The organism is Vibrio sp. 10N.247.311.12 (assembly GCF_041467515.1).
Classification (GTDB): domain Bacteria; phylum Pseudomonadota; class Gammaproteobacteria; order Enterobacterales; family Vibrionaceae; genus Vibrio; species Vibrio crassostreae_C.
On sequence record NZ_JBFSUV010000029.1, the window covers coordinates 13,027 to 38,221 of the forward strand.

Annotated in this window: 18 protein-coding genes; 15 read left to right on the forward strand and 3 right to left on the reverse strand. The window is 46.8% G+C overall.

What is annotated here, in order from left to right; genetic code table 11:
• Window positions 1-164: 164 nt before the first annotated feature.
• The 8 genes from arcA to AB6E30_RS13790 all read left to right on the forward strand — a co-directional run bounded on the left by arcA (window position 165) and on the right by AB6E30_RS13790 (window position 9,081).
• A complete protein-coding gene (arcA, locus tag AB6E30_RS13755) occupies window positions 165-1,388 on the forward strand; it encodes an arginine deiminase (RefSeq protein ID WP_017062724.1) in 1,224 nt (407 codons plus the stop codon).
• Between the two features lie 73 nt (window positions 1,389-1,461).
• Window positions 1,462-2,373, forward strand: a complete 912-nt coding sequence (gene arcC, locus AB6E30_RS13760) for a carbamate kinase (RefSeq protein WP_016790859.1) — start codon at window positions 1,462-1,464, stop codon at window positions 2,371-2,373.
• Between the two features lie 147 nt (window positions 2,374-2,520).
• Window positions 2,521-3,531 (forward strand): ornithine carbamoyltransferase, encoded by a 1,011-nt coding sequence (locus tag AB6E30_RS13765; protein ID WP_004729719.1) that lies wholly within the window; start codon window positions 2,521-2,523, stop codon window positions 3,529-3,531.
• Between the two features lie 456 nt (window positions 3,532-3,987).
• The gene (pyrB, locus tag AB6E30_RS13770; RefSeq protein ID WP_372103941.1) at window positions 3,988-4,917 is read left to right on the forward strand and encodes an aspartate carbamoyltransferase; all 930 of its coding nucleotides are present in this window, start codon (window positions 3,988-3,990) and stop codon (window positions 4,915-4,917) included.
• A 15-nt stretch (window positions 4,918-4,932) separates the two neighbouring features.
• Complete coding sequence (gene pyrI / locus AB6E30_RS13775) at window positions 4,933-5,397, forward strand: aspartate carbamoyltransferase regulatory subunit (protein ID WP_059021942.1); 465 nt, start codon at window positions 4,933-4,935, stop codon at window positions 5,395-5,397.
• 327 nt (window positions 5,398-5,724) lie between these two features.
• On the forward strand, window positions 5,725-6,213 hold the full coding sequence (locus AB6E30_RS13780; RefSeq protein ID WP_017063664.1) for an arginine repressor: 489 nt from the start codon (window positions 5,725-5,727) through the stop codon (window positions 6,211-6,213).
• 175 nt (window positions 6,214-6,388) lie between these two features.
• Window positions 6,389-8,239: a protein-disulfide reductase DsbD gene (locus tag AB6E30_RS13785; RefSeq protein ID WP_372103943.1), complete on the forward strand. Its 1,851-nt coding sequence runs from the start codon at window positions 6,389-6,391 to the stop codon at window positions 8,237-8,239.
• 212 nt (window positions 8,240-8,451) lie between these two features.
• Window positions 8,452-9,081 carry a response regulator transcription factor gene (locus tag AB6E30_RS13790; protein ID WP_017062717.1) on the forward strand — a complete coding sequence of 210 codons (630 nt, stop codon included), beginning with the start codon at window positions 8,452-8,454 and terminating at the stop codon, window positions 9,079-9,081.
• Here AB6E30_RS13790 and AB6E30_RS13795 read toward each other — a convergent pair.
• The gene (locus AB6E30_RS13795; protein ID WP_136979831.1) at window positions 9,078-10,829 is read right to left on the reverse strand and encodes a potassium/proton antiporter; all 1,752 of its coding nucleotides are present in this window, start codon (window positions 10,827-10,829) and stop codon (window positions 9,078-9,080) included. The genes AB6E30_RS13790 and AB6E30_RS13795 overlap by 4 nt on opposite strands.
• A 448-nt stretch (window positions 10,830-11,277) precedes the next feature.
• Between AB6E30_RS13795 and AB6E30_RS13800 the strand changes: the two genes are divergently transcribed.
• The 4 genes from AB6E30_RS13800 (at window position 11,278) to AB6E30_RS13815 (ending at window position 15,243) form a co-directional block, all read left to right on the forward strand.
• The gene (locus AB6E30_RS13800; RefSeq protein ID WP_010435433.1) at window positions 11,278-11,544 is read left to right on the forward strand and encodes a DUF4212 domain-containing protein; all 267 of its coding nucleotides are present in this window, start codon (window positions 11,278-11,280) and stop codon (window positions 11,542-11,544) included.
• A gap of 10 nt (window positions 11,545-11,554) precedes the next feature.
• Complete coding sequence (locus tag AB6E30_RS13805; RefSeq protein ID WP_017062715.1) at window positions 11,555-13,258, forward strand: sodium:solute symporter family protein; 1,704 nt, start codon at window positions 11,555-11,557, stop codon at window positions 13,256-13,258.
• Window positions 13,259-13,458: 200 nt separating this feature from the next.
• On the forward strand, window positions 13,459-13,845 hold the full coding sequence (locus tag AB6E30_RS13810; protein WP_372103946.1) for a hypothetical protein: 387 nt from the start codon (window positions 13,459-13,461) through the stop codon (window positions 13,843-13,845).
• Between the two features lie 12 nt (window positions 13,846-13,857).
• Complete coding sequence (locus AB6E30_RS13815) at window positions 13,858-15,243, forward strand: lyase family protein (RefSeq protein ID WP_017063661.1); 1,386 nt, start codon at window positions 13,858-13,860, stop codon at window positions 15,241-15,243.
• Between the two features lie 93 nt (window positions 15,244-15,336).
• Here AB6E30_RS13815 and AB6E30_RS13820 read toward each other — a convergent pair whose 3' ends face one another.
• Together AB6E30_RS13820 and AB6E30_RS13825 are read right to left on the reverse strand one after the other, a co-directional pair.
• Window positions 15,337-18,768, reverse strand: a complete 3,432-nt coding sequence (locus AB6E30_RS13820; protein WP_372055022.1) for a PAS-domain containing protein — start codon at window positions 18,766-18,768, stop codon at window positions 15,337-15,339.
• 118 nt (window positions 18,769-18,886) lie between these two features.
• The gene (locus AB6E30_RS13825; protein ID WP_372103949.1) at window positions 18,887-20,083 is read right to left on the reverse strand and encodes a 3-phenylpropionate MFS transporter; all 1,197 of its coding nucleotides are present in this window, start codon (window positions 20,081-20,083) and stop codon (window positions 18,887-18,889) included.
• 232 nt (window positions 20,084-20,315) lie between these two features.
• On the opposite strand from AB6E30_RS13825, the gene AB6E30_RS13830 reads away from it, so the two are divergent.
• The 3 genes from AB6E30_RS13830 (at window position 20,316) to acs (ending at window position 24,959) form a co-directional block, all read left to right on the forward strand.
• Window positions 20,316-22,148, forward strand: coding sequence for a DUF294 nucleotidyltransferase-like domain-containing protein (locus AB6E30_RS13830; protein ID WP_372103962.1), 1,833 nt, complete (start codon window positions 20,316-20,318; stop codon window positions 22,146-22,148).
• A gap of 10 nt (window positions 22,149-22,158) precedes the next feature.
• Window positions 22,159-22,791, forward strand: coding sequence for a 3'-5' exonuclease (locus AB6E30_RS13835; protein WP_017062708.1), 633 nt, complete (start codon window positions 22,159-22,161; stop codon window positions 22,789-22,791).
• A 218-nt stretch (window positions 22,792-23,009) separates the two neighbouring features.
• Window positions 23,010-24,959 (forward strand): acetate--CoA ligase, encoded by a 1,950-nt coding sequence (gene acs, locus AB6E30_RS13840; RefSeq protein ID WP_372103952.1) that lies wholly within the window; start codon window positions 23,010-23,012, stop codon window positions 24,957-24,959.
• Window positions 24,960-25,195: the final 236 nt, after the last annotated feature.

Consider the following 25,195-nt stretch of genomic DNA (forward strand, 5'->3'; position numbering starts at 1 on the left):
GGGATAAAAAACGATTTGTGATAGATCTCTAAGAATACCTGACTAGCAGGCGTAATATTAATTCCAGACAAGAGATATGAATAAATAATTCATTCTTCTCAACTGAAAATAAATAATTACTCTTAGCGATAAAAGTAATTCAAATATATAAGAGAGAGACGATCATGAGTAAGTTCTATGTAGGTTCTGAAATAGGTCAATTACGCCGCGTTCTAGTTCACCGTCCAAGACGCGCACTGACTCACCTAACACCCTCTAACTGTCACGATTTACTATTTGATGACGTACTGGCTGTTGAACGTGCTGGTAAAGAGCATGACGCATTTACTCAAACGCTGCGTGATCAAGGTGTTGAAGTTCTTCTTCTTACTGACCTACTAGCAGACACGCTAGCAGTGCCAGAAGCGAAAGATTGGCTTTTGAATCATCAAGTTTCTGATTACCGCTTAGGCAAAACCTTTGCTAACGATGTGCGCTGCTACTTGGGCGACTTACCAAACCTAGAACTAGCAAAAATCCTAACGGGTGGTCTGTCTTACGCTGAGATGCCAATGAAATCATCTTCAATGATGCAAGGCATGCACGCACCAACCGACTTCATTATCGAACCGCTACCAAACCACCTATTTACTCGTGATACATCTTGCTGGGTATACGGTGGCGTATCCATCAACCCGATGGCGAAACCTGCTCGTCAACGTGAAACCAACCACGTTCGCGCTATTTACCGCTGGCACCCAACATTTGCTGGCCAAGACTTCATTAAGTACTTCGGCGATGAAGAAAACATCAGCTACGACAACTCAACCATTGAAGGCGGTGACGTTCTTGTAATCGGTCGCGGTACGGTTCTTATCGGTATGTCTGAGCGTACAACAGCACAAGGTGTTGAGCACTTAGCATCTAGCCTATTCAAACACGGTCAAGCGAAACAAGTTATCGCAATGCAGCTACCAAAACACCGCTCTTGCATGCACTTAGACACCGTTATGACGCACATGAACGAAGATACGTTCTCTGTTTACCCTGAAGTGGTGAGTAAAGACGTACAGTGCTGGAACCTAACTGGTGATGAGTCTGGCGCAGTGAAAGTGAAAGAAGAAGGCTACTTCGTAACAGCTATCGAAAAAGCACTTGGCGTAGACAAGCTAAACCTAATCACGACCGGTGGTGACAACTTCCATGCAGAACGTGAGCAGTGGAACGATGCAAACAACGTTCTAACGGTTAAACCTGGCGTTGTGATTGGCTACGAAGGCAACACCTACACCAATGAAAAATACGATAAAGCAGGCATCACAGTTCTTCCTATCCCTGGAGATGAACTTGGCCGCGGTCGCGGTGGCGCACGCTGCATGAGCTGCCCAATTGAGCGTGATGGTATCTAATCACTAAGACGAAAACGGCCAAGTTGAATGATCTTAAATAATCTCAGCTTGGCCAAAATGAGAGAACACAATTATGACTAAGCAAACTGTTGTTGTTGCACTCGGCGGTAATGCCTTACTTCGTCGCGGTGAGCCGTTAGAAGCCGATGTTCAACGCCGTAATATTGAAACAGCGGTTAAAACCATCTCTGAAATCGCGAAAGTGTACAACGTGGTTCTAGTACATGGTAATGGCCCACAAGTTGGTTTACTGGCTCTGCAAGGTTTGGAATACAAAAAAGTAAACCCGTATCCGCTAGATGTATTGGGCAGTGAGACTCAAGGCATGATCGGCTACATGCTGATGCAAGAGTTCAAGAACTATCTACCTAACCGCAACATCTCGTGCATGTTGACGCAAATGACCGTTGATCCAAACGATCCTGCATTCGCCGATCCAACGAAGCCGATTGGCCCGATCTACGAAGAAGCGGAAGCGCGTGAATTGGCGGAGAAATTCCACTGGATCGTCAAACCAGACGGCCAACACTTCCGTCGCGTTGTGCCAAGCCCACGCCCTACTGGCATTGTTGAGCACGAAGCGATCACCCAACTTATCGATGCAGGCCACCTAGTGATTTGTACTGGCGGCGGTGGCATCCCAGTGAAAAAAGAGAACGGCAAATTAGTGGGTGTTGAAGCGGTTATCGACAAAGACATGTCAGCGGCTTTCTTAGCGAAACAACTGGATGCGGATGCACTGCTTATTTTGACCGACGCGGACGCTGTTTACCTTGATTGGGGCAAACCGACTCAACACGCATTGCGCAGTACCACCCCAAGCGAGTTAGCAATGTTCGAATTCGATGCAGGCTCTATGGGGCCAAAAATTGAAGCGTCGTGCGAATTCATTGAGCAAGGCGGCAAGGTTGTAGGTATCGGCGCACTCGAAGATGGCTTGCAAATCCTACAAGGCCAAGCGGGTACCAATATCACCAAAGGTTAACGCACAAATAAGTTTCTATGTCCTTGTAAACACAGAATCAAATGAAACAAACAGAACCGAACAAATTTAACTAAATATTGAATCGCGCTTTCTTGAATTTTCTTTCCCTGTAACAAGAAAGCGCCTAAATCTAAGAAGGAATACATCATGGCTTTTAACCTACGCAATCGTAACTTCCTAAAATTACTAGATTTCACTCCACGCGAAATTCAACACTTGTTAGATCTTTCTATGGAGCTAAAAAAAGCGAAGTACAACGGTTACGAACAGCCAACACTAACTGGCAAAAACATTGCGCTTATCTTTGAGAAAACCTCAACTCGTACTCGCTGTGCATTTGAAGTTGCTGCATTCGACCAAGGTGCTCGAGTTTCTTACTTAGGCCCATCTGGCTCTCAAATTGGCCACAAAGAATCAATGAAAGATACCGCTCGCGTTCTTGGCCGTATGTACGATGGCATTGAATACCGCGGCTTCGGTCAAGAGATCGTTGAAGAGCTAGGCGCTTACGCTGGCGTACCAGTATGGAATGGCCTGACTGACGAATTCCACCCAACACAAATCCTGGCTGACTTCCTAACTATGACCGAATACGGCCGTGGTAAACAACTGCATGAAATCAGCTTTGCTTACCTAGGTGATGCTCGTAACAACATGGGTAACTCTCTAATGGTTGGCGCTGCGAAAATGGGCATGGACATTCGCCTTGTTGCTCCAAAACAATTCTGGCCACAAGAAGAGCTATTAGCTCAATGTCGTGAAATTGCTGAACACACTGGCGGCAAAATCACGCTAACAGAAGATGTTCAAGAAGGCGTGCAAGGTTGTGACTTCCTATACACCGATGTTTGGGTATCGATGGGCGAAGCAAAAGAAGCGTGGGCTGAGCGCATCAACCTAATGATGCCTTACCAAGTCAACATGGACATGATCAAAGCGACTGGCAACCCACATGTGAAATTCATGCACTGCCTACCGGCTTTCCACGGCGAAGATACCACCGTAGGCAAACAACTTGCTGCTGAATATCCACAACTAAAAGACGGCGTTGAAGTGACAGATGAAGTGGTTGAGTCTGAATACTCTATCGTGTTCGACGAAGCTGAAAACCGCATGCACACCATCAAAGCAGTAATGGTTGCGACACTAGGCAGCTAATAAGTTAAGCACTCACTTGTTCGCAAGACGTTGACAAGTTAAGTGTAATGACAGGGAAATGCGGGGGGCGTACTTGGGATTTAACCCTTGGATAAAGCCCGCATTTTTTTTCATTCGATTGAAGAGATTATTACCAAAAAAACACAAGTTTTTCAGCTTCAACAAAGGCTTAAATGGAAGTTAAAAACGGACGTTGTTTCGCATAAAAATCCATTAAATGAATACTTTACAGAAAGTATTGCATGGCCTTTTTATCTAAGTATAATCCTCCGCAATTTGTCTAAAGAGAGCAAAAAATGAACCGCAATTCTGTCGCACATAATTGTCAAACCACACGCCAAAGAGTGGCGTTGGTGTCATTTTTATTTTGCTCTATTGATCGTTTCGAAGCCTCCTATTTTTAGGGGGCTTTTTTTTGTCCGCAATTTGACTGTATGCATAGAAGGAAGACCCGTTATGGCGCATTCATTATTTAACAAGCACATCATCTCCATACCCGAGCTCACTCGTAATGAACTGGAGCTTATCGTCGACACAGCAGCAAGACTCAAGGCCGAGCCAAACCCAGAACTGCTGAAAAATAAGGTCGTTGCGAGCTGCTTCTTTGAGCCTTCAACTCGAACTCGTCTTTCATTTGAAACCGCAGTTCAACGCCTAGGTGGCACTGTCATCGGTTTTGATAATGGCGGTAACACGTCATTGGCGCAAAAAGGCGAAACACTTGCCGATTCGGTGCAAGTTATCTCTTCTTACGTTGATGCCTTTGTGATGCGTCATCCACAAGAAGGCGCAGCACGTTTAGCCTCTGAGTTCTCTAACGGTGTGCCAATTGTAAATGGTGGCGACGGTGCCAATCAGCACCCAACGCAAACCTTGTTGGATCTATTCTCGATTTACGAGACGCAAGGCACGCTCGACAACCTCAATGTGGCATTTGTTGGCGACCTAAAATATGGCCGCACCGTGCACTCATTGACGCAAGCACTATCAAAATTCAACAACGTGCGTTTCTTCTTTATCGCGCCAGAAGTGTTAGCCATGCCGGATTACATTTGTGAAGAACTGGAAGAGATGGGCATCCAATACAGCACCCACAGCAGCATTGAAGAAGTGGTGCCTGAACTGGATGTTCTGTACATGACTCGCGTACAGAAAGAGCGCTTTGATGCGTCAGAATACGCGCACATGAAATCGGCTTACATTCTGACGGCCGATACGCTGAAAGACGCTCGCCAAAACATGAAGGTGCTTCACCCACTGCCACGTGTCGACGAAATCACAACTGACGTCGATAAAACGCCACACGCTTACTACTTCGAACAAGCTGAAAACGGTGTGTATGCACGTGAAGCTTTATTAGCCCTAGTTCTAAACGACACTTTATAAGCAGGAGATACAGTCATGGTTAAACAAACTCAGCTACAAGTAGAAGCGATCCGTAATGGCAGCGTCATTGACCACATCCCTGCTCATCTTGGGATTAAAATTCTCAAACTGTTCAAGCTGCATAAAACAGAGCAGCGCATCACTATGGGGTTAAACCTGCCATCATCAGCGCTCGGCAACAAAGACCTAATCAAGATTGAGAACATCTTTCTGACCAAGGAACAAGCCAACCAATTGGCTCTGTACGCCCCGCAAGCGACGGTCAATCAGATTGAAGAGTACAAGGTGGTGAACAAGCTAACATTAGTACTGCCAGACCAAATCAACAGTGTCTACTCTTGCCCGAATAGCAACTGTATCTCACACGGTGAGCCAGTCGAAAGCAGCTTTAAAGTGCAGCTAAAACAGGAAAACGTGCAGCTAAAATGTCACTACTGTGAAAAAGTATTCTCTCGCGAGATCATGAGTGAAATTCGCTAACCCTTAGCGCCATTATCACGGTCTCCAAAGCACCCTAATACCGATGGATATTTATGCCAAACTTGGAATAAATATCCATTTAACAAAAGAATAAAACTCCAAAATAAAAGCAATTAACTAGAATTTTATTTGGTGATCCCCTTCAAAAAGATAACTATCCTTTAGTGGTAGACTCAATGGATAGACGATCATATATCACGCATACCTTCCCTCTTTATTTCGGGATTCATCGGTAAGCCCTATTTAACAATCGTACTCTACGGCTTTGGGAGTACGCTCAGCGCTATGGACAAGCGATAACCACATGTTGACCTTAAGGAGTTGTTCATGAACCCAATCACTGAGCACGGTTGCTTGTATTCAGCTGAAGATAAAACACTGACTGCAGCGTGCAAACGCTTACTACAACAACAAAGCTTCTCGACCCAAAATCAACTGCGAGAGAAACTCGTCGATATTGGCTATACAGGTATCAGCCAATCGACCGTCTCTCGTATTTTGTCACAGCTTGGCGTTGTCAAAATTCAGAATGCTTGCGGTAAAAAGGTTTACTGCATCACGGTTGAAAGTGCACCGGTTCGTGTCGATGCATCCATCTCATCGCAAATCGAATTCATCACTCATAACCAAGCGATGGTCATCGTAAAAACTCATCCAGGTTGTGCGCAATTAGTCGCAAGATTAGTCGATATCGACCCACATACTGAGATTATCGGCACCGTTGGCGGCAATGATACTGTGCTTATTATTCCAAAAGATACGATGAATATTGATGCTTGCGAACAAGTCGTAAAAGCACGCTTGGGTGTTGCCTAAATGTCTCTTTGCCAAGCGCAAGCAACTCAAGTTGAACTACAGATCCCCTCTCGATTACCCAGTAAAGTCGCTATCCCGCCTTAGGGGATATTTGTTTGCCGATGAAACTAATAGCAAACTATTACGGTCTGATTGAGTTAAGATACCTTCAACTCCATTTTGATGACTAAATAGTATGCGACGACTTGCCACATTACTTTTTGTTTGTGTTTCCCTATTCACCCAGCCTGCGTGGGCGCTATTTGGGAACGACAACGCCGAGCCAAGCTTCGGAGGCAATAACAATGGTTTTGTCCCTGTAGACCAAGCTTTCCCTTTCAATTACTACCAGCAAGACGACAAAGTCCTTCTCGACTGGCAAGTAAAAGAGGGCTACTACCTCTATCAACATAGCCTCTCGTTCACCGGGCAAAATCTCGCTATCGGTAATGTTGAATTAGAAGATGGTAAGCCGCACCAAGATGAATTCTTCGGTGAAGTGAGCATTTATACTCAGCCGTTATTCGTGCAAGTTCCTCTGCAGAGTTACCAAGATGGCTCACAGCTGATCGTTAAGTATCAAGGCTGTGCGGACGCAGGGTTCTGCTACCCACCAGAGACTCGTATCATCGACATTGAACCTTTCACAGCAACAGGTTCTGCTAATTCGCAAGGTAGTGACTCACAAGCTTCATCTTCTGCTGGCAACGAAACCGATGTTTCTACGCAACCAACATCTCCGAAAGCAGACGTTGTAAGTAACACGACTCAACAGCCAAATGCCCCTGTTTCAAAAGAAGCAGGCTTAGCCGATAAGCTCGGTGACAGTTGGTGGACCCCTCTATTATTCTTAGCACTCGGTGTTGGTTTAGCCTTTACGCCGTGTGTGCTGCCTATGTATCCGATTCTAACGGGTATCGTTTTAGGTGGTGGCAAACTCAGCCAAGGTCGCGCGCTGATGCTGTCCTTTATTTACGTGCAAGGCATGGCGTTAACCTACACCTTATTAGGTTTAGTGGTTGCTTCAGCAGGCATGCAGTTCCAAGCCGCTATGCAGCACCCTTACGTGCTGATCGCGCTGAGTGTTCTGTTCGTGGCGTTGGCAATGTCGATGTTTGGCGTTTATAACCTGCAACTGCCAAGCAGCATTCAAACTTGGCTCAACAATCAAAGCAATAAGCAGCAAGGTGGCAATACCTTGGGCGTATTCGCAATGGGCGCTATCTCTGGCTTGGTGTGTTCACCTTGTACCACGGCGCCATTGTCAGGCGCGCTGCTGTATGTGGCTCAGAGTGGCGACCTATTTACCGGTGCGATTGCTCTGTATGCATTAGCCATGGGTATGGGTATTCCGCTGATTTTAGTTGCGGTATTTGGTAATAAGCTATTGCCTAAAGCGGGCAGCTGGATGGACAAGGTGAAGATCGTATTCGGCTTTATCTTGCTGGCAGCACCTATCTTCCTGCTAGAGCGCATCATTCCTGAATTGTGGGCAACCGTGCTTTGGTCTGGCCTTGGCTTCATCGCCTTTGGTTGGCTGTACCATAGCAAGAATGCACTGCCATTCGGCGGCTGGAAGCAGAGTGCGGTAGGCATCATCGCGATGCTTGGCTTGTTTGCTTCGGCACAGCCTGCATTGAACTATTGGTTTGCGGAGAAGAGCGTAACGGTAGAACAACAGCACATCCAATTTGCACGCATCAACACGGTTGAAGAGCTAGAAATCCAGCTCATCGAAGCGAAGAAACTCGGTAAGCCTGTGATGCTCGACTTCTACGCCGATTGGTGTGTGGCGTGTAAAGAGTTCGAGAAGTACACCTTCCATCAAGCTGATGTGGAAAACAAGCTTTCTGACTTTGTACTGCTACAAGCCGATGTAACGAGAAACCTGCCTCAAGACATTGAACTGCTTAAACAATTACAGGTACTTGGCTTACCGACGATTGAGTTCTGGGATGGCGAGGGTAACCATGTTCCAAATGCTCGTGTAACCGGTTTTATGCCTGCTGATGTATTCTTAAAACACATGCAAAACCACCAGCTATAACGGCAATATTCACTAAAATATAAGCCGAATCGAAAGCCGCACCGCCCCTCCGTAACGAGATGGCAGTGCGGCTTTTTTGCTATTCAGAGTAACGCTTTCTTATTCCGGGGATAAAAGTCGATATGGTTCAGACTTTTAATGCATAGATATTGTCCACATACTCAATCAGGATGATAATAAATATTAACTAAATTGTTAAAAGTATGAACGTCATGGACTCGACCTATACCATCATCATTGCTGATGACCACCCTCTCTTTCGCAACGCCCTGTTTCAGTCAGTTCATATGGCGATCAGTGGTGCGAACCTGCTTGAGGCCGATTCTCTCGATGCCTTACTGACTCTGCTAAAGAAAGAAGGCGAGCCGGATTTATTACTGCTCGATCTGAAAATGCCGGGCGCCAATGGCATGTCAGGCTTAATTCAACTGCGCGCTGAATACCCAGATCTACCGATTGTGGTGGTTTCTGCCAGTGAAGATGCCAGCGTGGTCACTCAGGTGAAGAGCCACGGTGCGTTTGGCTTTATTCCTAAGTCGAGTGATATGCGTGAGTTGGTGAGTGCACTGAATCAAGTGCTGAATGGCGACCCGTTCTTCCCTGAAGGGCTTATCACCAATAATGCAGCGTGTAGCGACCTTGCAGAAAAGATTTCCACACTGACGCCTCAGCAATACAAGGTATTAGGGATGCTTTCTGACGGCTTGCTTAACAAGCAAATCGCGTATGAATTGAATGTTTCGGAAGCGACCATCAAAGCACATATGACGGCCATCTTCCGTAAACTGGATGTGAAAAATCGTACTCAAGCGGTTATCTTGCTACAAGAAGTCCACAATTAAGCTTCACTGATATCCTCTTCTAAAGTCGTCTTAGGTAAACATAAACCCAACCTGACGACTTTATGATCATCTATCTCTGCAACCACCCAAGTGATGTCATGCCACTCAAAGCTATCACCCAATACAGAGTGTGCGCCAAGCTCTTGAGCAACCAATTGTTTTAGCGTCATTTCTCGCTCTTCTTCCGAGCCAAGTTCAATACCATAACAATCACTCACTGCCGCAACTGATAGCTCAACATCCAAGAAGAAGTCACCAAAGAATCGTGCCGCCTCTTCTGCTAGAGGCGCCTCACTGAACAACGAACTTAAGCTGTCCAAATCTTTGTCTTGACCAAGCACACATAAGATATCGTTCGCCTCTAACACGGTGCTGCCTGATGGGTGAAGCATGGCATCTTGTCGAAACACTGCCGCAATGCGCGTCCCTTCTGGCATAGATAAGCGTTTAAGCGGCTCGCCGACACACCACTTCTCGTCTTTCAATTTGTAAACAAACATCTCCCACTCACTGGTCGGATAAATCTCCATACCGGTACGAGAAATCGGTGTTGGCGTCGGTGGTAAAGTCACTTGAGCGAGTCTTGCAACTTTCATCAAGCTACCGCCTTGAACAATCAGCGACACCATAACCACGAAGAACGCGATGTTGAAGTAAAGCTGAGCATTAGGCAGGCCAGCCATCATCGGGAATACCGCTAAGATGATTGGTACTGCACCACGCAAACCTACCCAAGAAACAAACCAGCGTTCTTTGGTGGAAAAGCTTCTGAACGGCAGTAAACCCAACCAAACCGACAGCGGACGAGCAAACAAAATCATACCGAAGGCCAGTGCCAGCGCAGGCAGAGCAATGTCCATCAACGTTGATGGCGTCACCAATAAACCCAATACCAAGAACATCACGATCTGGCTTAGCCACGTCATGCCATCAAGAACATTAAGAATCGAGTGTCGAGAGCGCGTCGGACGATTACCAATGAACAAGCCCACTAGGTAAATCGATAAGATGCCGCTGCCGCCAAGCATGTTAGAGAACGCAAACAGCGCCACGCCCCCACTGAGTACCAGAATGGAATAAAGGCCATCAGCCAATTGTACTCGATTGATTAAGCTCCATAGAACCCAGCCGCCGCCAATACCAACAAGAGTACCGATACCAAACTGCATCGCAAAACTTTGCAGTAGGAAGTTCATTCCCATCTCAGCGTCAGGGTTACCTAACAGCGCAATTAAGGTCACCGTCAGGAAGACCGCCATTGGGTCGTTAGTGCCCGATTCGATCTCTAGGGTTGAGCCAACACGCTCATTGAGACTCTGTCCTTTCAGCAAAGAGAATACCGCTGCCGCATCGGTTGAACCAACAATCGCCCCGACCAAGATGCCCTGCATTAATGACAAATCAAACAGCCAAGCCGCCATTAATCCGGTTAAGGTTGCTGTACATGCGACACCTATCGTCGCCAGCGAGAGCGAAGGCCAGAAAGCGACCTTGAAGCTCGCCACCTTGGTTCGCATACCGCCATCCAACAGAATCACGGCAAGCGCAAGGTTACTCACCAAGTAGGTCAGTGAGTAATCATCGAAATGAATATTACCGGGTCCATCTTCACCCGCTAACATACCAACGAATAAAAAGATCAAAAGAATCGGAACGCCCAATCGTGAGGACACTTGTGAGAAAAGCACACTGATGGCGATGAGCACCGCACCAGTTAAAAATAAGTGGTTGATAGTTATTGCGTCCAATTCGTTCCCCCAAAGAATAAAACTCAAGATATAAGCATGTTGATCTTCTGCCGCTAGCTTGTTGATCTTCTGCCGTTTAGCAAGGCACGGTCGGTGAAAGTGCCGTTGTTACTATAACAAACTTATGTTTCGCTTCGTGTCATAAGCAGGGCTAAATACCGTTTCTCGGTCATTTAGTTGTTAAATTTTATGACTCGCAGTCTAATTCATCCCTTTTTGTTAGACCTTTGGCTAATTTAACAACATTGTAACATCACATTTTTCTATGGTTATGTCTCCTAGCTCCCATATTTCAGTACATTAGCGCTAATACCATCCCGACTAAAGTTGCACAGATCCCTTGACTTATCCTTGCTACATTCTAAATCGTAACATTACGTTAACACGCTATTTTACAAAACGGTTTCACAAAAACAGTTTCTACGAAAACGGAATAAAGGAGAAGGCAATGGCGTTCGAATCTACGGAACATGCTCAAGCCTACTGGAAGGAAAACTTGGGAATTATGGGAACACTGCTCGCGGTCTGGTTTGCGGTGTCTTACGGCGCTGGCATCTTATTTGTGGATGCCCTCAATACCGTTCAGTTTGGCGGGTTCAAGCTAGGATTTTGGTTCGCTCAGCAAGGTTCGATATACACCTTCGTGGCGCTGATATTTATTTACGTTGTCCGCATGAATGCGCTCGACAAAAAATACAACGTACAGGAAGACTAGAGGCTAGAACATGGATATTCAAACTTGGACGTTTATTCTCGTCGGTATTACTTTCGCGGTATATATCGGCATCGCAATCTGGGCTCGTGCAGGGTCTACTAGTGAGTTCTACGTTGCTGGCGGTGGTGTACACCCAGTAGCAAACGGCATGGCGACCGCCGCTGACTGGATGTCGGCAGCATCATTCATCTCAATGGCAGGTATCATCTCATTCGTTGGTTACGACGGTGCGGTTTACCTAATGGGTTGGACAGGTGGTTATGTACTACTTGCGCTATGTTTAGCACCTTACCTACGTAAGTTCGGTCAGTTTACGGTTCCTGATTTCATCGGTGAGCGTTACTACTCGAAAACGGCACGTATGGTAGCGGTATTCTGTGCAATCTTCGTATCGTTTACGTACGTTGCAGGCCAGATGCGTGGTGTGGGCGTTGTATTCTCTCGTTTCCTAGAAGTTGATATTAACCTAGGCATCATCATTGGTATGGGTATTGTGTTCTTCTACGCAGTACTAGGTGGCATGAAAGGCATCACTTATACGCAGGTAGCTCAATTCTGTGTCCTCATTTTCGCCTTCCTTGTTCCAGCAATCTTTACCTCAATCATGATGACAGGTAACCCACTTCCACAAGTTGGTATGGGCTCTACGCTATCAGGCACAGATGTTTACCTTCTTGATAAACTGGATGGACTGACCGAAGAACTCGGATTTACCGCCTATACCGAAGGTAACAAGAGCATGGTAGATGTATTCTTCATCTGTGCGGCTCTAATGGTCGGTACTGCGGGTCTTCCACACGTAATCATTCGTTTCTTCACGGTACCAAAAGTACGTGATGCTCGTATCTCAGCGGGTTGGGCACTACTGTTCATCTCATTGCTATACACAACAGCACCAGGCGTTGCAGCATTCGCTCGTGTAAACATGATCGAAACAATCAACGGCCCTGACATGCAAGGTGTCGCTGCAGCGGACGCACCAAGCTGGTACAAAAACTGGGAAAGCACTGGCCTAGTAGGTTGGGAAGATAAGAACGGCGATGGCAAAATGTTCTACTCGGGCGATGAGCGCAACGAGATGAAGATTAACCGTGACATCATCGTACTGGCTTCTCCAGAGCTAGCGAAACTACCAAACTGGGTTGTAGCACTGCTTGCAGCCGGTGGCCTAGCAGCCGCACTATCAACAGCCGCGGGTCTACTATTGGTCATCTCAACGTCGATTTCACATGACTTGTTGAAGAAAGGCTTCAGACCAAACATGACCGACAAGCAGGAGCTGTTAGCCGCTCGTCTGGCAGCCATGGTCGCGATTGTCGGTGCCGGTTACTTAGGTATTAACCCACCAGGCTTTGTAGCACAGGTAGTAGCGTTTGCCTTCGGCTTAGCCGCAGCATCCTTCTTCCCAGCGATTATCCTAGGTATCTTCTACAAGAAGATGAACAAGGAAGGCGCAATTGCAGGTATGTTGTCAGGTATTGCCTTCACAGCAAGCTACATCATCTACTTCAAGTTCATTAACCCAGCAGCAAGCACACCTGAAAACTGGTGGTTTGGTATCAGCCCAGAAGGCATCGGTACGCTAGGTATGTGTCTAAACTTCGTAGTATCGATTGCTGTAAACAAAGTAACTGCTGAAGTACCACAAGATGTACAAGATATGGTTGAGAACATCCGTTACCCGAAAGGTGCAGGTGAAGCTCACGACCACTAAGCACGACCACTAAACAAAGATGTTTAGCAAAAAATGAATCAGTACTTACATTGTAGGGATTAGGTACTGACTCCAGAAAGCCGATACTTCGTGTATCGGCTTTTTCTTTTTCTGCTCACTTTATAAAAAGATAAACAAAGGGTTGTTTTTAAAACTTTATTTGATAATAATTATCATTAACATCCAATAAAGAGATGCAGATGATGATGAAAGAGCAGCAGGTTCTCTATTCGAGATTTTACAAAGCACAGGATCGCTTTGCTTCATTAGAACAAGTTCAAGGCCATGAGCCGTGTGTAATTCGAGAGTATATCGAGTGTGCACTGACGCTTTCGGCTTACTATGAAAAGCATGCCGCTCAAGAAAACATCTTGTTGTGCGAGCTGTATCTACGCCAAGTTTTCTTTCATTTGATTGAAGCGATTGAGTCTCCTCAGCGCAGTTTCGCCTTTCGTCATATCTGCCTAGACTCTATTCACTCACCACTATTTTATTTGAAGCGCCACTACTGCCAGCAACCTCAAGGCCAAGCGCGTTTTTTGAATCTCAGCCAAACACTACAACAAGTCCAAGCCCCACTTGGCTAACAAGGATAGAACATGACCCTACAATTTCGGATTGAAAAAGACAGCATGGGCGAAGTGAAAGTCCCTGCCGATGCGCTATACCAAGCACAAACTCAGCGTGCAGCGGATAACTTCGCGTTTAGCTCTCACAAGATGCCGACCAGTTTTATTCAAGCACTGGCGTTAATTAAACAGGCAGCGGCAGATACCAATGCTCAGTTAGGTCTACTGGAAGGTGATATTGCCAACGCGATAGCCGAAGCCAGCCAAGAGATCATTGAGGGTAAACACCTCGATCAATTCCCTATCGATGTCTACCAAACCGGTTCAGGTACCAGTTCCAACATGAATGCCAATGAAGTGATTGCTACGCTTGCCTCAAGAAGCTTGCAAGGCGACGTGAACCCCAATGATCACGTCAACATGGGCCAAAGCAGTAACGATGTGGTGCCAACCGCAATTCAAGTGAGCGTTGCTTTGATGGCTGAAAATAAGCTATTACCTGCATTAACTCACCTTTCTGAAGCACTCACTATCAAGCAACAGGAACTTGCAGAGGTCGTGAAGACCGGCCGCACTCATCTAATGGATGCGATGCCAATGACCTTTGCTCAAGAGCTAGGTGGTTGGAAATTTCAGATAGAACACGCTAAGCAAGCAATAGAGAACACCCTGCCCGCTATCAAGGCTTTAGCACAAGGTGGTACTGCGGTTGGAACAGGGATCAATGCTGACCCACGCTTTGCCGATAAGTTTGCGAGTAACCTGTCTCAATCGACAAAGATCAGTTTTAGCTCGAGTGAAAACTTCTTTTTTAACCTCAGCAGTCAAGACGCGATCGTTGCGCTGTCAGGTCAGCTCAAAACGGCAGCAGTTGCGATCATGAAGATCTCAAACGATCTTCGCTGGATGAACTCTGGGCCGTTGGCTGGCTTAGGGGAAATTGAATTACAGGCTCTACAACCAGGCTCATCGATCATGCCTGGCAAGGTAAATCCTGTGATTCCAGAAGCTGCAGCTATGGCGGCGGCGCAAGTCATTGGCAACGACACCACCATTACCGTAGCCGGACAATCAGGTAACTTCCAACTTAATGTGATGCTGCCAGTGATTGCTCATAACGTGTTGGAAAGTATTGAGTTATTGGCAAACAGCTCAGTCGCTTTAGCGGACAAAGCCATCGCGACCTTCACGGTACGCCAAGACAATCTCGATTTGGCACTGTCAAAGAACCCAATCCTAGTGACCGCACTTAACCCTGTGATTGGCTACTTGAAGGCGGCTGATATTGCCAAGAAAGCTTACAAAGAAGGCTTACCAATTCTGGATGTCGCAGAAAGAGAAACCGATCTTAGCCGAGAAGAGCTCAGTAAACTGCTTGATCCAACCACACTGACACAAGGTGGCATTGCTGGTTAGTTATTGAATTAACAAGCGAATCGGCGTTCGCAAAAAAACAGAGACAAAAAAGGCCTCATCTGAGGCCTTTTTAATATCTAAGAGTTAATTAAACTAACTCACCCGATTCAAGACCGCTCTGAGTTTTAACGGTTTCACTGGCTTGGCAATAAAGCTAAAGCTGTTGGCCTTTATCGCTGCCAGCATGTCATCGGTTCTATCGGCACTGATGATGACCCCTTCAAAAGAATCACCAAGGCGCAAGCGACACTGCTGTAAGACTTCCAGACCAGTTCTGCCATTATCTAAACGGTAATCAGAGAAAATCACATCAGGTAGCCAACCCTCATCTAGGCACTGCAAGCTTTCGACCAAATCAACCGCCGTCTTAACCTCACAGCCCCAACGTCCGATCAGGTTTTCCATACCGACTAAGATTTCTCGTTCATTATCGACACACAATATCTTGAGATGTTCGATGTCGCTGGTCGCCATTGGCGTCGAAGCTTGCACAACTGGAGCCACTTTTTCCGCTCTAGCTAAGGTGATGGAAAAGACACTGCCTTGCCCCGGCCATGAGCGCATCGAAATTTGATGGCCAAGCACATGAGCAATACCTTTCGAGATAGCCAGCCCTAACCCCAATCCTTGATCGGCTCGTACTTGGCTGCCACGAGTAAACTCTTCAAAGATTTCTTGTTGCTTGTCTTCATCGATACCGGTTCCATTATCCCACACATCAATTCGAACCTGTCCATTCACTCTTCTCGCACCCAGTACCACTTTCCCTTCCGGGTTATAGCGGAACGCATTGGTCAAAAAGTTCTGAATCACACGCCTCAACAGCTTAGGGTCTGAATGAATGAACAATGACGACGGAATCATCTTAAACTCAATTTTCTGTTGTCTCGCTAGAGCGCTAAATTCCGCGTTCAAATTGGTTAATACGTCATGCACGGCAATCGCGTGAATGTTGGTTTCTAACTTTCCGGACTCCAATCGAGAGATATCCAGCAAGTCACCAATCAAATCTTCTGCGGCGCCAAGTGCACTCTCGATGTGAGATGACAATTGCTTCACCTCTTGCTCTTTTGCCACCTCAGACAGTGACGAAGCAAATAGACGTGCGGCATTGAGCGGCTGCATCAAATCGTGGCTTACCGCGGCTAGAAAACGACTCTTAGATTGTGATTCTTGATCCGAAATCTGCGTGGCTTTTACCAAGCGATGGTTCAGTTTTTCGAGTTCTTGAGTTCGCTCATGCACTCTCGATTCCAAACTTTCGTTGGCATCTTTTAGCGCTTGCTCTGCTTGTCGGAATACCGTGATGTCGGTAAAGCTCATCACAAAGCCACCACTTGGCATCGGGTTACCTTGCACTTCAATCACTCGACCATCAGGACGAATGCGAGAAGAGGTATGTCGAGTGCCTTGCTCCAAATGATAAACACGGCGACGCACATGATCTTCAGGGTCACCCGGACCACACAAACCTTGCTGAGCATTATGGCGAATCACATCGGAGATCGGCCTGCCCACTTGTATCAAACCAGCAGGGAACTCAAACAATTCTAGATAGCGCTGATTCCACGCCACCAGCCTCATTTGTTTGTCGATTACTGCGATGCCTTGGCCAATATGTTCAATCGCGCCTTGCAGTAAACCACGGCTGAAGTCGTACAGTTCCGAAGCTTCATCCACGATGGTCGCGACTTCTTCAAGCTGCATGTTTCTTCCCTGTAAAGCGGAAGTAAGTACTAACTTAGCAGACGAAGCACCGAATACTCCGGCGAGCACGCGCTCTGCGTGTCGAATCAGACTTGCAGGCGCTTGTTGATTAGGAAGCAGCGGCTGACCGTGTTGTTGCCAATAGCTGTGTAAGGCACTTTTGGCACGCTTACGGCCTACAAAACGCGACGCCAGCATCTCTAATTCAGCGACCGTCACTCGGTTCTGGTAAAGGCTGATATTCTCGTTTTCAGGCAGCGGCGTGCCAACAAATGCTGCTGATTGTAAGCGCTCACTTAGGCTTGGGCGAGTCGTCATCGAAACCACGGCATAGCACAAGGTATTAAGTACAATACTCAGCACAATGCCCCAGTTTGAACTGCTGATATTCCAGCTACTGAGCAGTTCTGGCGGCGTGATAATCCACAGTAAAAGGTTACTTTCACTGTCGCCAGCCAACATGCTGGTTTGGCTCATCAAGGTAATCAGCCAAATCAACGAGCCCACCATTAAGCCGACATACACGCCCTTGCGGTTACCCGGGCGCCAGTACAAACCACCAATAAGTGCTGGCGCGAATTGAGCAATCGCAGCAAAGGAAAGAAAGCCAATCGCTGACAGTGAATGGATGGTATCGAGCGCCTGATAAAACAGCCAAGCACCCAGTAACAGCAGTAAAATTAGCCCGCGGCGAATCACCAAGAGCAGGCCAGAAAAGTGTCGATGGGTTCTTTGAGTTAGGCGCATACGGCGCAGTAACAATGGCATCACTAAATCATTCGACACCATGATCGCCAAGGCGATGGTCGACACTATCACCATGCCACTTGCCGCAGACGTACCACCAAGGAAAGCCAGCAAGGCAATGTGATTAGCGCCTTCTGACATTGGCACACTGATCACATAGGTATCCGCTGGCATACCAGTAAGTAGTCCTTGTCCTGCCCAAGCAATTGGCAGCACGAACAGTCCCATCAAAATCAGGTAAAGCGGAAACAACCAACGAGCGGTATGCAGGTCTTGAGGGCGTTCGTTCTCTACCACCATGGTATGGAACTGGCGTGGCAGACAGACAATCGCCAACATGGTCAAAACGGTATGAATAATTAAGGTCGGAATATTGGGTGATTCGTAGGTGGAAGCCGCCACATCAAGCAAGTCGATCTTGTCGCTGCTCATCGCCAGATACATGATGAATAGGCCAACGATCAGGAATGCCGCGAGCTTAACGATGGATTCAAACGCCACCGCCATCATCATGCCACGGTGATGCTCTGTGTTATCAATGTGTCTTGTACCAAACAGCATGGTGAAAATAGCCAAAGCACCGACCACAAACCAAGACACATGATAGTCCTGATAACCGAAGTCAGCCGCTAGGTTGGGTGCAACAATATCCAACCCCATGGTAATACCACGCAGTTGCAGAGCAATATAAGGAAGGATACCAACCACGGCGATAACCGTCACCGCCACCGCTAAGCCCTGAGATTTTCCATAACGAGCCGCGATAAAGTCGGCAATGGAGGTGATATGTTCCCGCTTCGCAATCAGGATCAGCCGCGCCAAGATCCGCCAGCCTAGTGTAAAGACTAGAATCGGGGCGAGGTAAATGGGTAAAAAAGACCAAGGGTTGTTACTCGCCTGCCCGACCGTTCCATAGAAGGTCCAAGAGGTACAATACACGGCAATCGAAAGGCTATAGATCCACGGGCGCCAACGCGATAGCCAACGAACCTGCCTGTCTCCATACCAAGCGATCAGAAATAACACGCCCAAGTAGGCTAAAGAGACTGGAATTACTATCCATCCTTGCATTGAAAACCCTTTTTTCATCCATAAAAAAACCTCTCCATAAGGGAGAGGTTTCATTTAACTAAGGATGGGTGATTAACTCAATCGCATCGCTTAAATTCTGTGCTTTAGACTCTAATTATCAGCATTTGCTGTGAGATTCTGACTGTTCCGAATCTGATTGATTAATCTCAACCACTGAACTTCTTTCATCCAACTTAATGAACAGAGCAAGTGCACCCATTGCAGCCATGCCCCAGAAAATATTTGCGCCCCAAAGCTCATAACCCCAACCACTTAAGGTGGTCATCAGTGCAATAAAGGCACCTAATGGAATCGCGTTATACAGGGCTTGTAGCGCAACCATCTTGTTTTGTTCTTCAGATTGGATGTATTGAATCGCGGCGATGTGTGCCATGGCAAATGTCACACCGTGCAGCAACTGCACCATCACCAGTGCAAAAATCGCCGTGGTTGATGCGGTTATACCCCAACGCGCCATCACCCCAATAGCCGCGACGACAAACAAAGTACGCAGTGACCAGCCTGAGAATAATCGCTTACTCAGAGCAAATACGGCCACTTCAGCAACAACACCTAAACTCCACAAATAACCGATGATAGCTTCTGAGTGACCCGCTTCTTTCCAATAAATCGCACTAAAACTGTAGTAAGCCGCATGACTACCTTGCAGCAGCGCCATCAAGGCTAAAAACTTTACCACTGACGACTCACGCAGCAGTTCACCTAGTTTTGGTCGCGCCGCTTGTTGCTCAGATTGTGTTGCTGGCATCACATTGGGGTTTCTCATCGCAAGAATCAATGACAGCAACACACCGGCAAGCGCAGTATACAAAATCATGTCAGTGCCGAATTGTGCCACCAAATAGCCAACAACCGTTGAACCTGCGATAAAGGCAATTGATCCCCAAAGACGAGTTCGGCCGTAGTCGAGCATTTTCAAACGACTGTAATGGTTAGCCATCGCATCAGAAAGAGGAATGATCGGCCCACAACAGAGGTTAAACAGTACCGTTGCCAACAACATCAGTATAAAGCTGCCACCGGTGAAGAAGTGGAAACCGACAAACAGCAGCGCAGCGAAACTCAAACAGCGTAGCGCTGGCATCAAGTGTTCCACTTTATGGATACGCGGCGTAATCACTAAGTTGGCCACACAACGAGTCGCAAAGCCGATACCAATCAATACGCCAATATCACCAGCAGACACGCCTTGGTCTTCAAACCACAACGCCCAAAATGGCAAATACACGCCATACGCAAAAAAGAAACCAAGAAAATACTGAGAGATCCAGCCATAGGGTGAAGGGCTAAACATAAATGACCTATAAAGTGTGCGGAAAAAGGCAGCACCAATTATGCCTATCTCGCATACGATGAAAAAGGGAATTATTACTGGGATAGTATTCCCATATTCAATGGGTCTGGATATCGCATTTCAACAAGAGATTTCACGCTCATCAATACTCATACTCGCATTTAGACTAAAGTCGTCTGGAGCTTCGCTGGTATTTTGTCAGACTGATTAAAGACTCCCATTTCTTCTTGTGATGCTTATGCCTGACAAATTTAATATGCAGCACCCGCCCTTCGATAGCCTGTCCGACGCCGAACAGTTGAAGCTTCGCTCTTCATTAGACGTGGTGTATTACCGCTCTCAAGAAGTGATACTGGAAGCTGAAAGGCCGAGCCGACACCTGCATATTTTGATCAAAGGAGCTGTTGAAGAGCGCGCGAGCAGTGATGGTGAGATTTACGCACACTATGCCAATGACGATATTTTTGATGTCCGCAGCCAGTTTGAACCCCACACCAAACACCAATATATCGCACTCGAAGATACATTAAGTTATCTGCTGCCCACCGATATTTTTCTTGAGCTTTACCACGCCAATGGCCAATTCGCTGCCTACTTTGATAGCAACCTATCAACACGAAAAGCTTTGATAGAAGCCGCCCAGCAGCAACAGAATCTTGCCGAGTTTATATTAACCAAAGTGGATGACTCTATCTATCACCCACCACTGATACTTGAACCAAACCAACCGATCAACCAAGTCACTCAAACCCTTAAAGAACAAGGGTTAGACTCGGCCCTAGTCCATTTGGAATATGATGATCCAAAAGCTTTTGGATCATCATGTTCCTTGTCGTATGGAATCGTCACTCGAACCAATTTATTGCATGCTGTGATGCTCGATAATTTCACACTGGATGCGCCTGTCGGTGAGATCGCAACGTTTCCGGTGATGCACGTGAACCAAGGCGATTTCTTATTTAACGCCATGATTACCATGACCAGAAATCGAGTAAAAAGGTTGATGGTTTGTGATGGTAAAAATGCGGTCGGCATGGTGGATATGACACAGATTCTCAGTGCATTCTCCACACACTCCCACGTTCTTACTTTGCGTATTGCGCGCGCCACCAGCGTTGAAGAATTGGCAATGGCATCCAACAAACAACGTCAACTGGTCGAGAGCTTGCTCAGTAATGGGATTCGCACACGCTTTATCATGGAGCTGATTTCTGCGGTCAACGAACAGATCATGGAGAAGGCTTTTGAGTTGGTGATACCACCTGCACTGCATAATCATTGCTGCCTAATCGTGTTGGGTTCCGAAGGCCGTGGGGAACAAATTCTCAAAACCGATCAAGACAACGCGCTCATAATTCAAGATGGCTTGGAGTGGCATCAATGCCAAAGTGCCATGAACGACCTCACTCATACCCTTCAACAATTGGGTTACCCACTGTGCCCGGGCAACGTGATGGTCAACAATCCGAAATGGGTGCATTCAGAGCAAGAGTGGAAACAAACCCTTACCCATTGGGTAAAAAAAGCCACGCCAGACACCGTGATGGATATCGCGATCATGGCAGATGCACACGCAGTAGCGGGGAATAGAGAGTTATTAAAACCTGTAAAGCAGCACCTCAGTGATTTAATGCTCGGACAAGAATTGATTCTGACGGAGTTCTGCCGCCCGGCGCTGAACTTCTCAGTTCCCCTGACCCTGTTTGGTAATGTGAAGCAATCCAAGTCCGGACTCGATATCAAACAAGGCGGTATTTTCCCTATCGTGCATGGTGTGAGAGCGCTTTGCCTAGAACATGGTGTCACGGTCAACAACACCTTCGAACGCATTGAGCAGCTGGTCAGCAAGAAAGTATTAGAGCAAAGTACTGCCGATAATCTCAGTGAAGCACTCAAGCAATTCTTTAAGTGGCGCTTAGCCCAAAGGCTTTCTCAGCAGCACAGCAGCAACAAGATTAACGTCAAACTGATGGAACGAGCAGACAGGGATCTGCTTCGTCATAGCCTGCACGTGGTGAAGAAATTCAAGCAATGGCTCGGCTACCACTATCAGATACGGGATTAGGCATTGAACGATGAATAGGTTGGTTCGCTATTACTGGCATCACAAGCTCAAAGGCTCCCTCTATCAGCCTCTGTTTACTGCGCCTATTGATCATGAATATGTATCGCTCGATTGTGAAACCACCAGCCTAGATCCCAATCAGGCAGAATTAGTTACCATTGCCGCGACCAAGATCATCGGTAACCGAATCATTACCAGCCAACCTTTTGAAGTCCGGTTGCGCGCCCCCCAATCGCTCGATTGCAATTCAATAAAAATCCACCGTATCCGTCATCAAGATCTAAAGCACGGCATCGAAGAAAAACAGGCTTTAATCGAGCTACTGAACTTCATTGGAAATCGTCCTTTAGTCGGCTATCACATCCGCTATGATAAAAAAATTCTCGACCGCGCCTGTTTAAAACAGCTTGGATTTCCACTGCCTAACCGATTAGTCGAAGTGAGCCAACTCTATCAAGACAAACTCGAAAGACAGCTGCCCAATGCCTATTTTGATCTCAGTATGGACGCCATCTGTCGCCAACTCGATTTACCTATCCCGGTCAATAAACATGATGCATTACAAGACGCTATCTCCGCTGCGCTGATCTTTGTGCGCCTGAAACATGGTGACCTTCCCCGTTTCAACTCTTCTTATTCTTAATTCAACCACTGGCGCTTCACATAGAGAGCAACATCTCAAAATTGAACTTAACTCGCTATTTTGTAAGTGAAAAGCAGCGTCTCATCCTAAAGTCTAATTGTGGAAATCGCCGTCCTAGCCGAGAGTGATAACACAAAGACGGTTCTGTAATAGACCTAGAAACTGAACACAAAGGAAGTTGCCAGTTCATTAGGAATGTAGGCACAAGGAGAGATGCAATGAGTGAAGCCCACGTTTATCCGGTAAAAGAAAATATTAAATCAACCACACACGCGGATAATGACACTTACCTAGCCATGTACCAGCAATCTGTTTCTGACCCTGAAGGCTTTTGGGGTGAACACGGAAAAATCGTTGATTGGATCAAACCTTTCACACAAGTAAAAAACACCTCTTTCGACCCTGGCCACATTGATATTCGCTGGTTTGAAGATGGCACGCTTAACGTTTCGGCTAACTGTATCGACCGCCACCTTGCTGAGCGCGGTGATGAAGTCGCTATCATCTGGGAAGGCGATGACCCGGCAGATGATAAAACTCTAACTTTTAATGAACTGCATAAAGAAGTGTGCCTGTTTTCGAATGCTCTAAAAGAGCAAGGCGTGCGCAAAGGTGATGTGGTTTGTTTATACATGCCAATGGTGCCAGAAGCGGCAGTAGCCATGCTGGCGTGTACCCGTATCGGTGCGGTTCACACAGTCGTATTTGGTGGTTTCTCACCAGAAGCACTGTCTGGTCGTATTATCGATTCAAATTCTAAAGTCGTTATCACTGCCGATGAAGGCGTGCGTGGCGGCCGTGCTGTTCCACTGAAAAAGAATGTCGATGAAGCACTGACGAACCCTGAAGTGAAAAACATCGAGAAGGTTGTTGTATTCAAACGCACTGGCGGTGATGTGGCATGGCACGAACATCGCGATGTGTGGTGGCACGATGCTATTGCTAATGTATCTGCAGATTGCCCACCAGAAGAGATGAACGCAGAAGATCCACTATTCATCCTTTATACGTCAGGCTCAACAGGTAAACCTAAAGGCGTTATGCACACCACAGGTGGCTACCTTGTTTATGCTGCGATGACCTTCAAATACGTATTCGATTACCAAGAAGGCGAGACTTTCTGGTGTACAGCCGATGTGGGTTGGATTACCGGTCACACATATCTTGTTTACGGACCGCTTGCTAATGGCGCAAAAACGATTCTGTTTGAAGGCGTGCCAAATTACCCGAACACCAGCCGCATGAGCGAAGTGGTCGATAAGCACCAAGTTAATATTCTTTATACGGCGCCAACGGCTATTCGTGCATTGATGGCGAAAGGCAATGAAGCCGTTGAAGGTACTTCTCGTGACAGCCTAAGAATCATGGGCTCAGTGGGTGAACCTATCAACCCAGAGGCGTGGGAGTGGTACTACAAAACAATCGGTAATGAGCAATCTCCAATTGTTGATACATGGTGGCAAACAGAAACGGGCGGTATCTTGATTGCACCGCTACCAGGCGCAACAGATCTGAAACCGGGCTCTGCAACTCGTCCATTCTTCGGTGTGCAACCGGCACTGGTTGATAACATGGGTAACGTCATTGAGGGTGCAACAGACGGCAACCTAGTGATTCTTGACTCTTGGCCAGGCCAAATGCGTACCGTTCATGGCGATCATGACCGCTTCGAACAGACTTACTTCTCGACCTTTAAAGGCATGTACTTCACCAGTGACGGCGCTCGTCGTGATGAAGACGGTTACTACTGGATTACGGGGCGTGTCGATGATGTACTTAACGTATCAGGTCACCGTATGGGTACTGCTGAGATTGAATCGGCTCTAGTCGCGTTCGATAAGATTGCAGAAGCCGCGATTGTGGGCATCCCTCATGATATTAAAGGCCAAGCGATTTACGCTTACATCACGCTGAATGATGGTGAGTTCCCAACCGCAGAGCTTCATAAAGAAGTAAAAGACTGGGTACGTAAAGAGATTGGCCCAATTGCAACGCCAGATGTACTGCACTGGACCGACTCTCTACCAAAAACTCGTTCGGGTAAAATCATGCGTCGTATCCTGCGTAAAATCGCGACTGGCGATACAGGTAACCTAGGTGATACCTCGACACTGGCCGACCCAAGTGTGGTTGATAAGCTGATTGCCGAGAAAGCAGAACTGGCATAAGCAACCAGTCACATCAGCTAATCACTGTTTAAAACAGCACTTTCTAAACCGTCACCTATGTGGCGGTTTTTTTATGGCTGATCTTGATCTCAAATATCCCGCCCCAAATTAAGGCTAAGACGCTTTTTTGTTAAGTTGGTAACAATTCCAAGCTGTATCAATAGGAGATTAGACCAGTAAATTGCTGCGATTTGCGCTGAATTAGCTATAATCTGGTTCTAATTTTTAAATTTGGG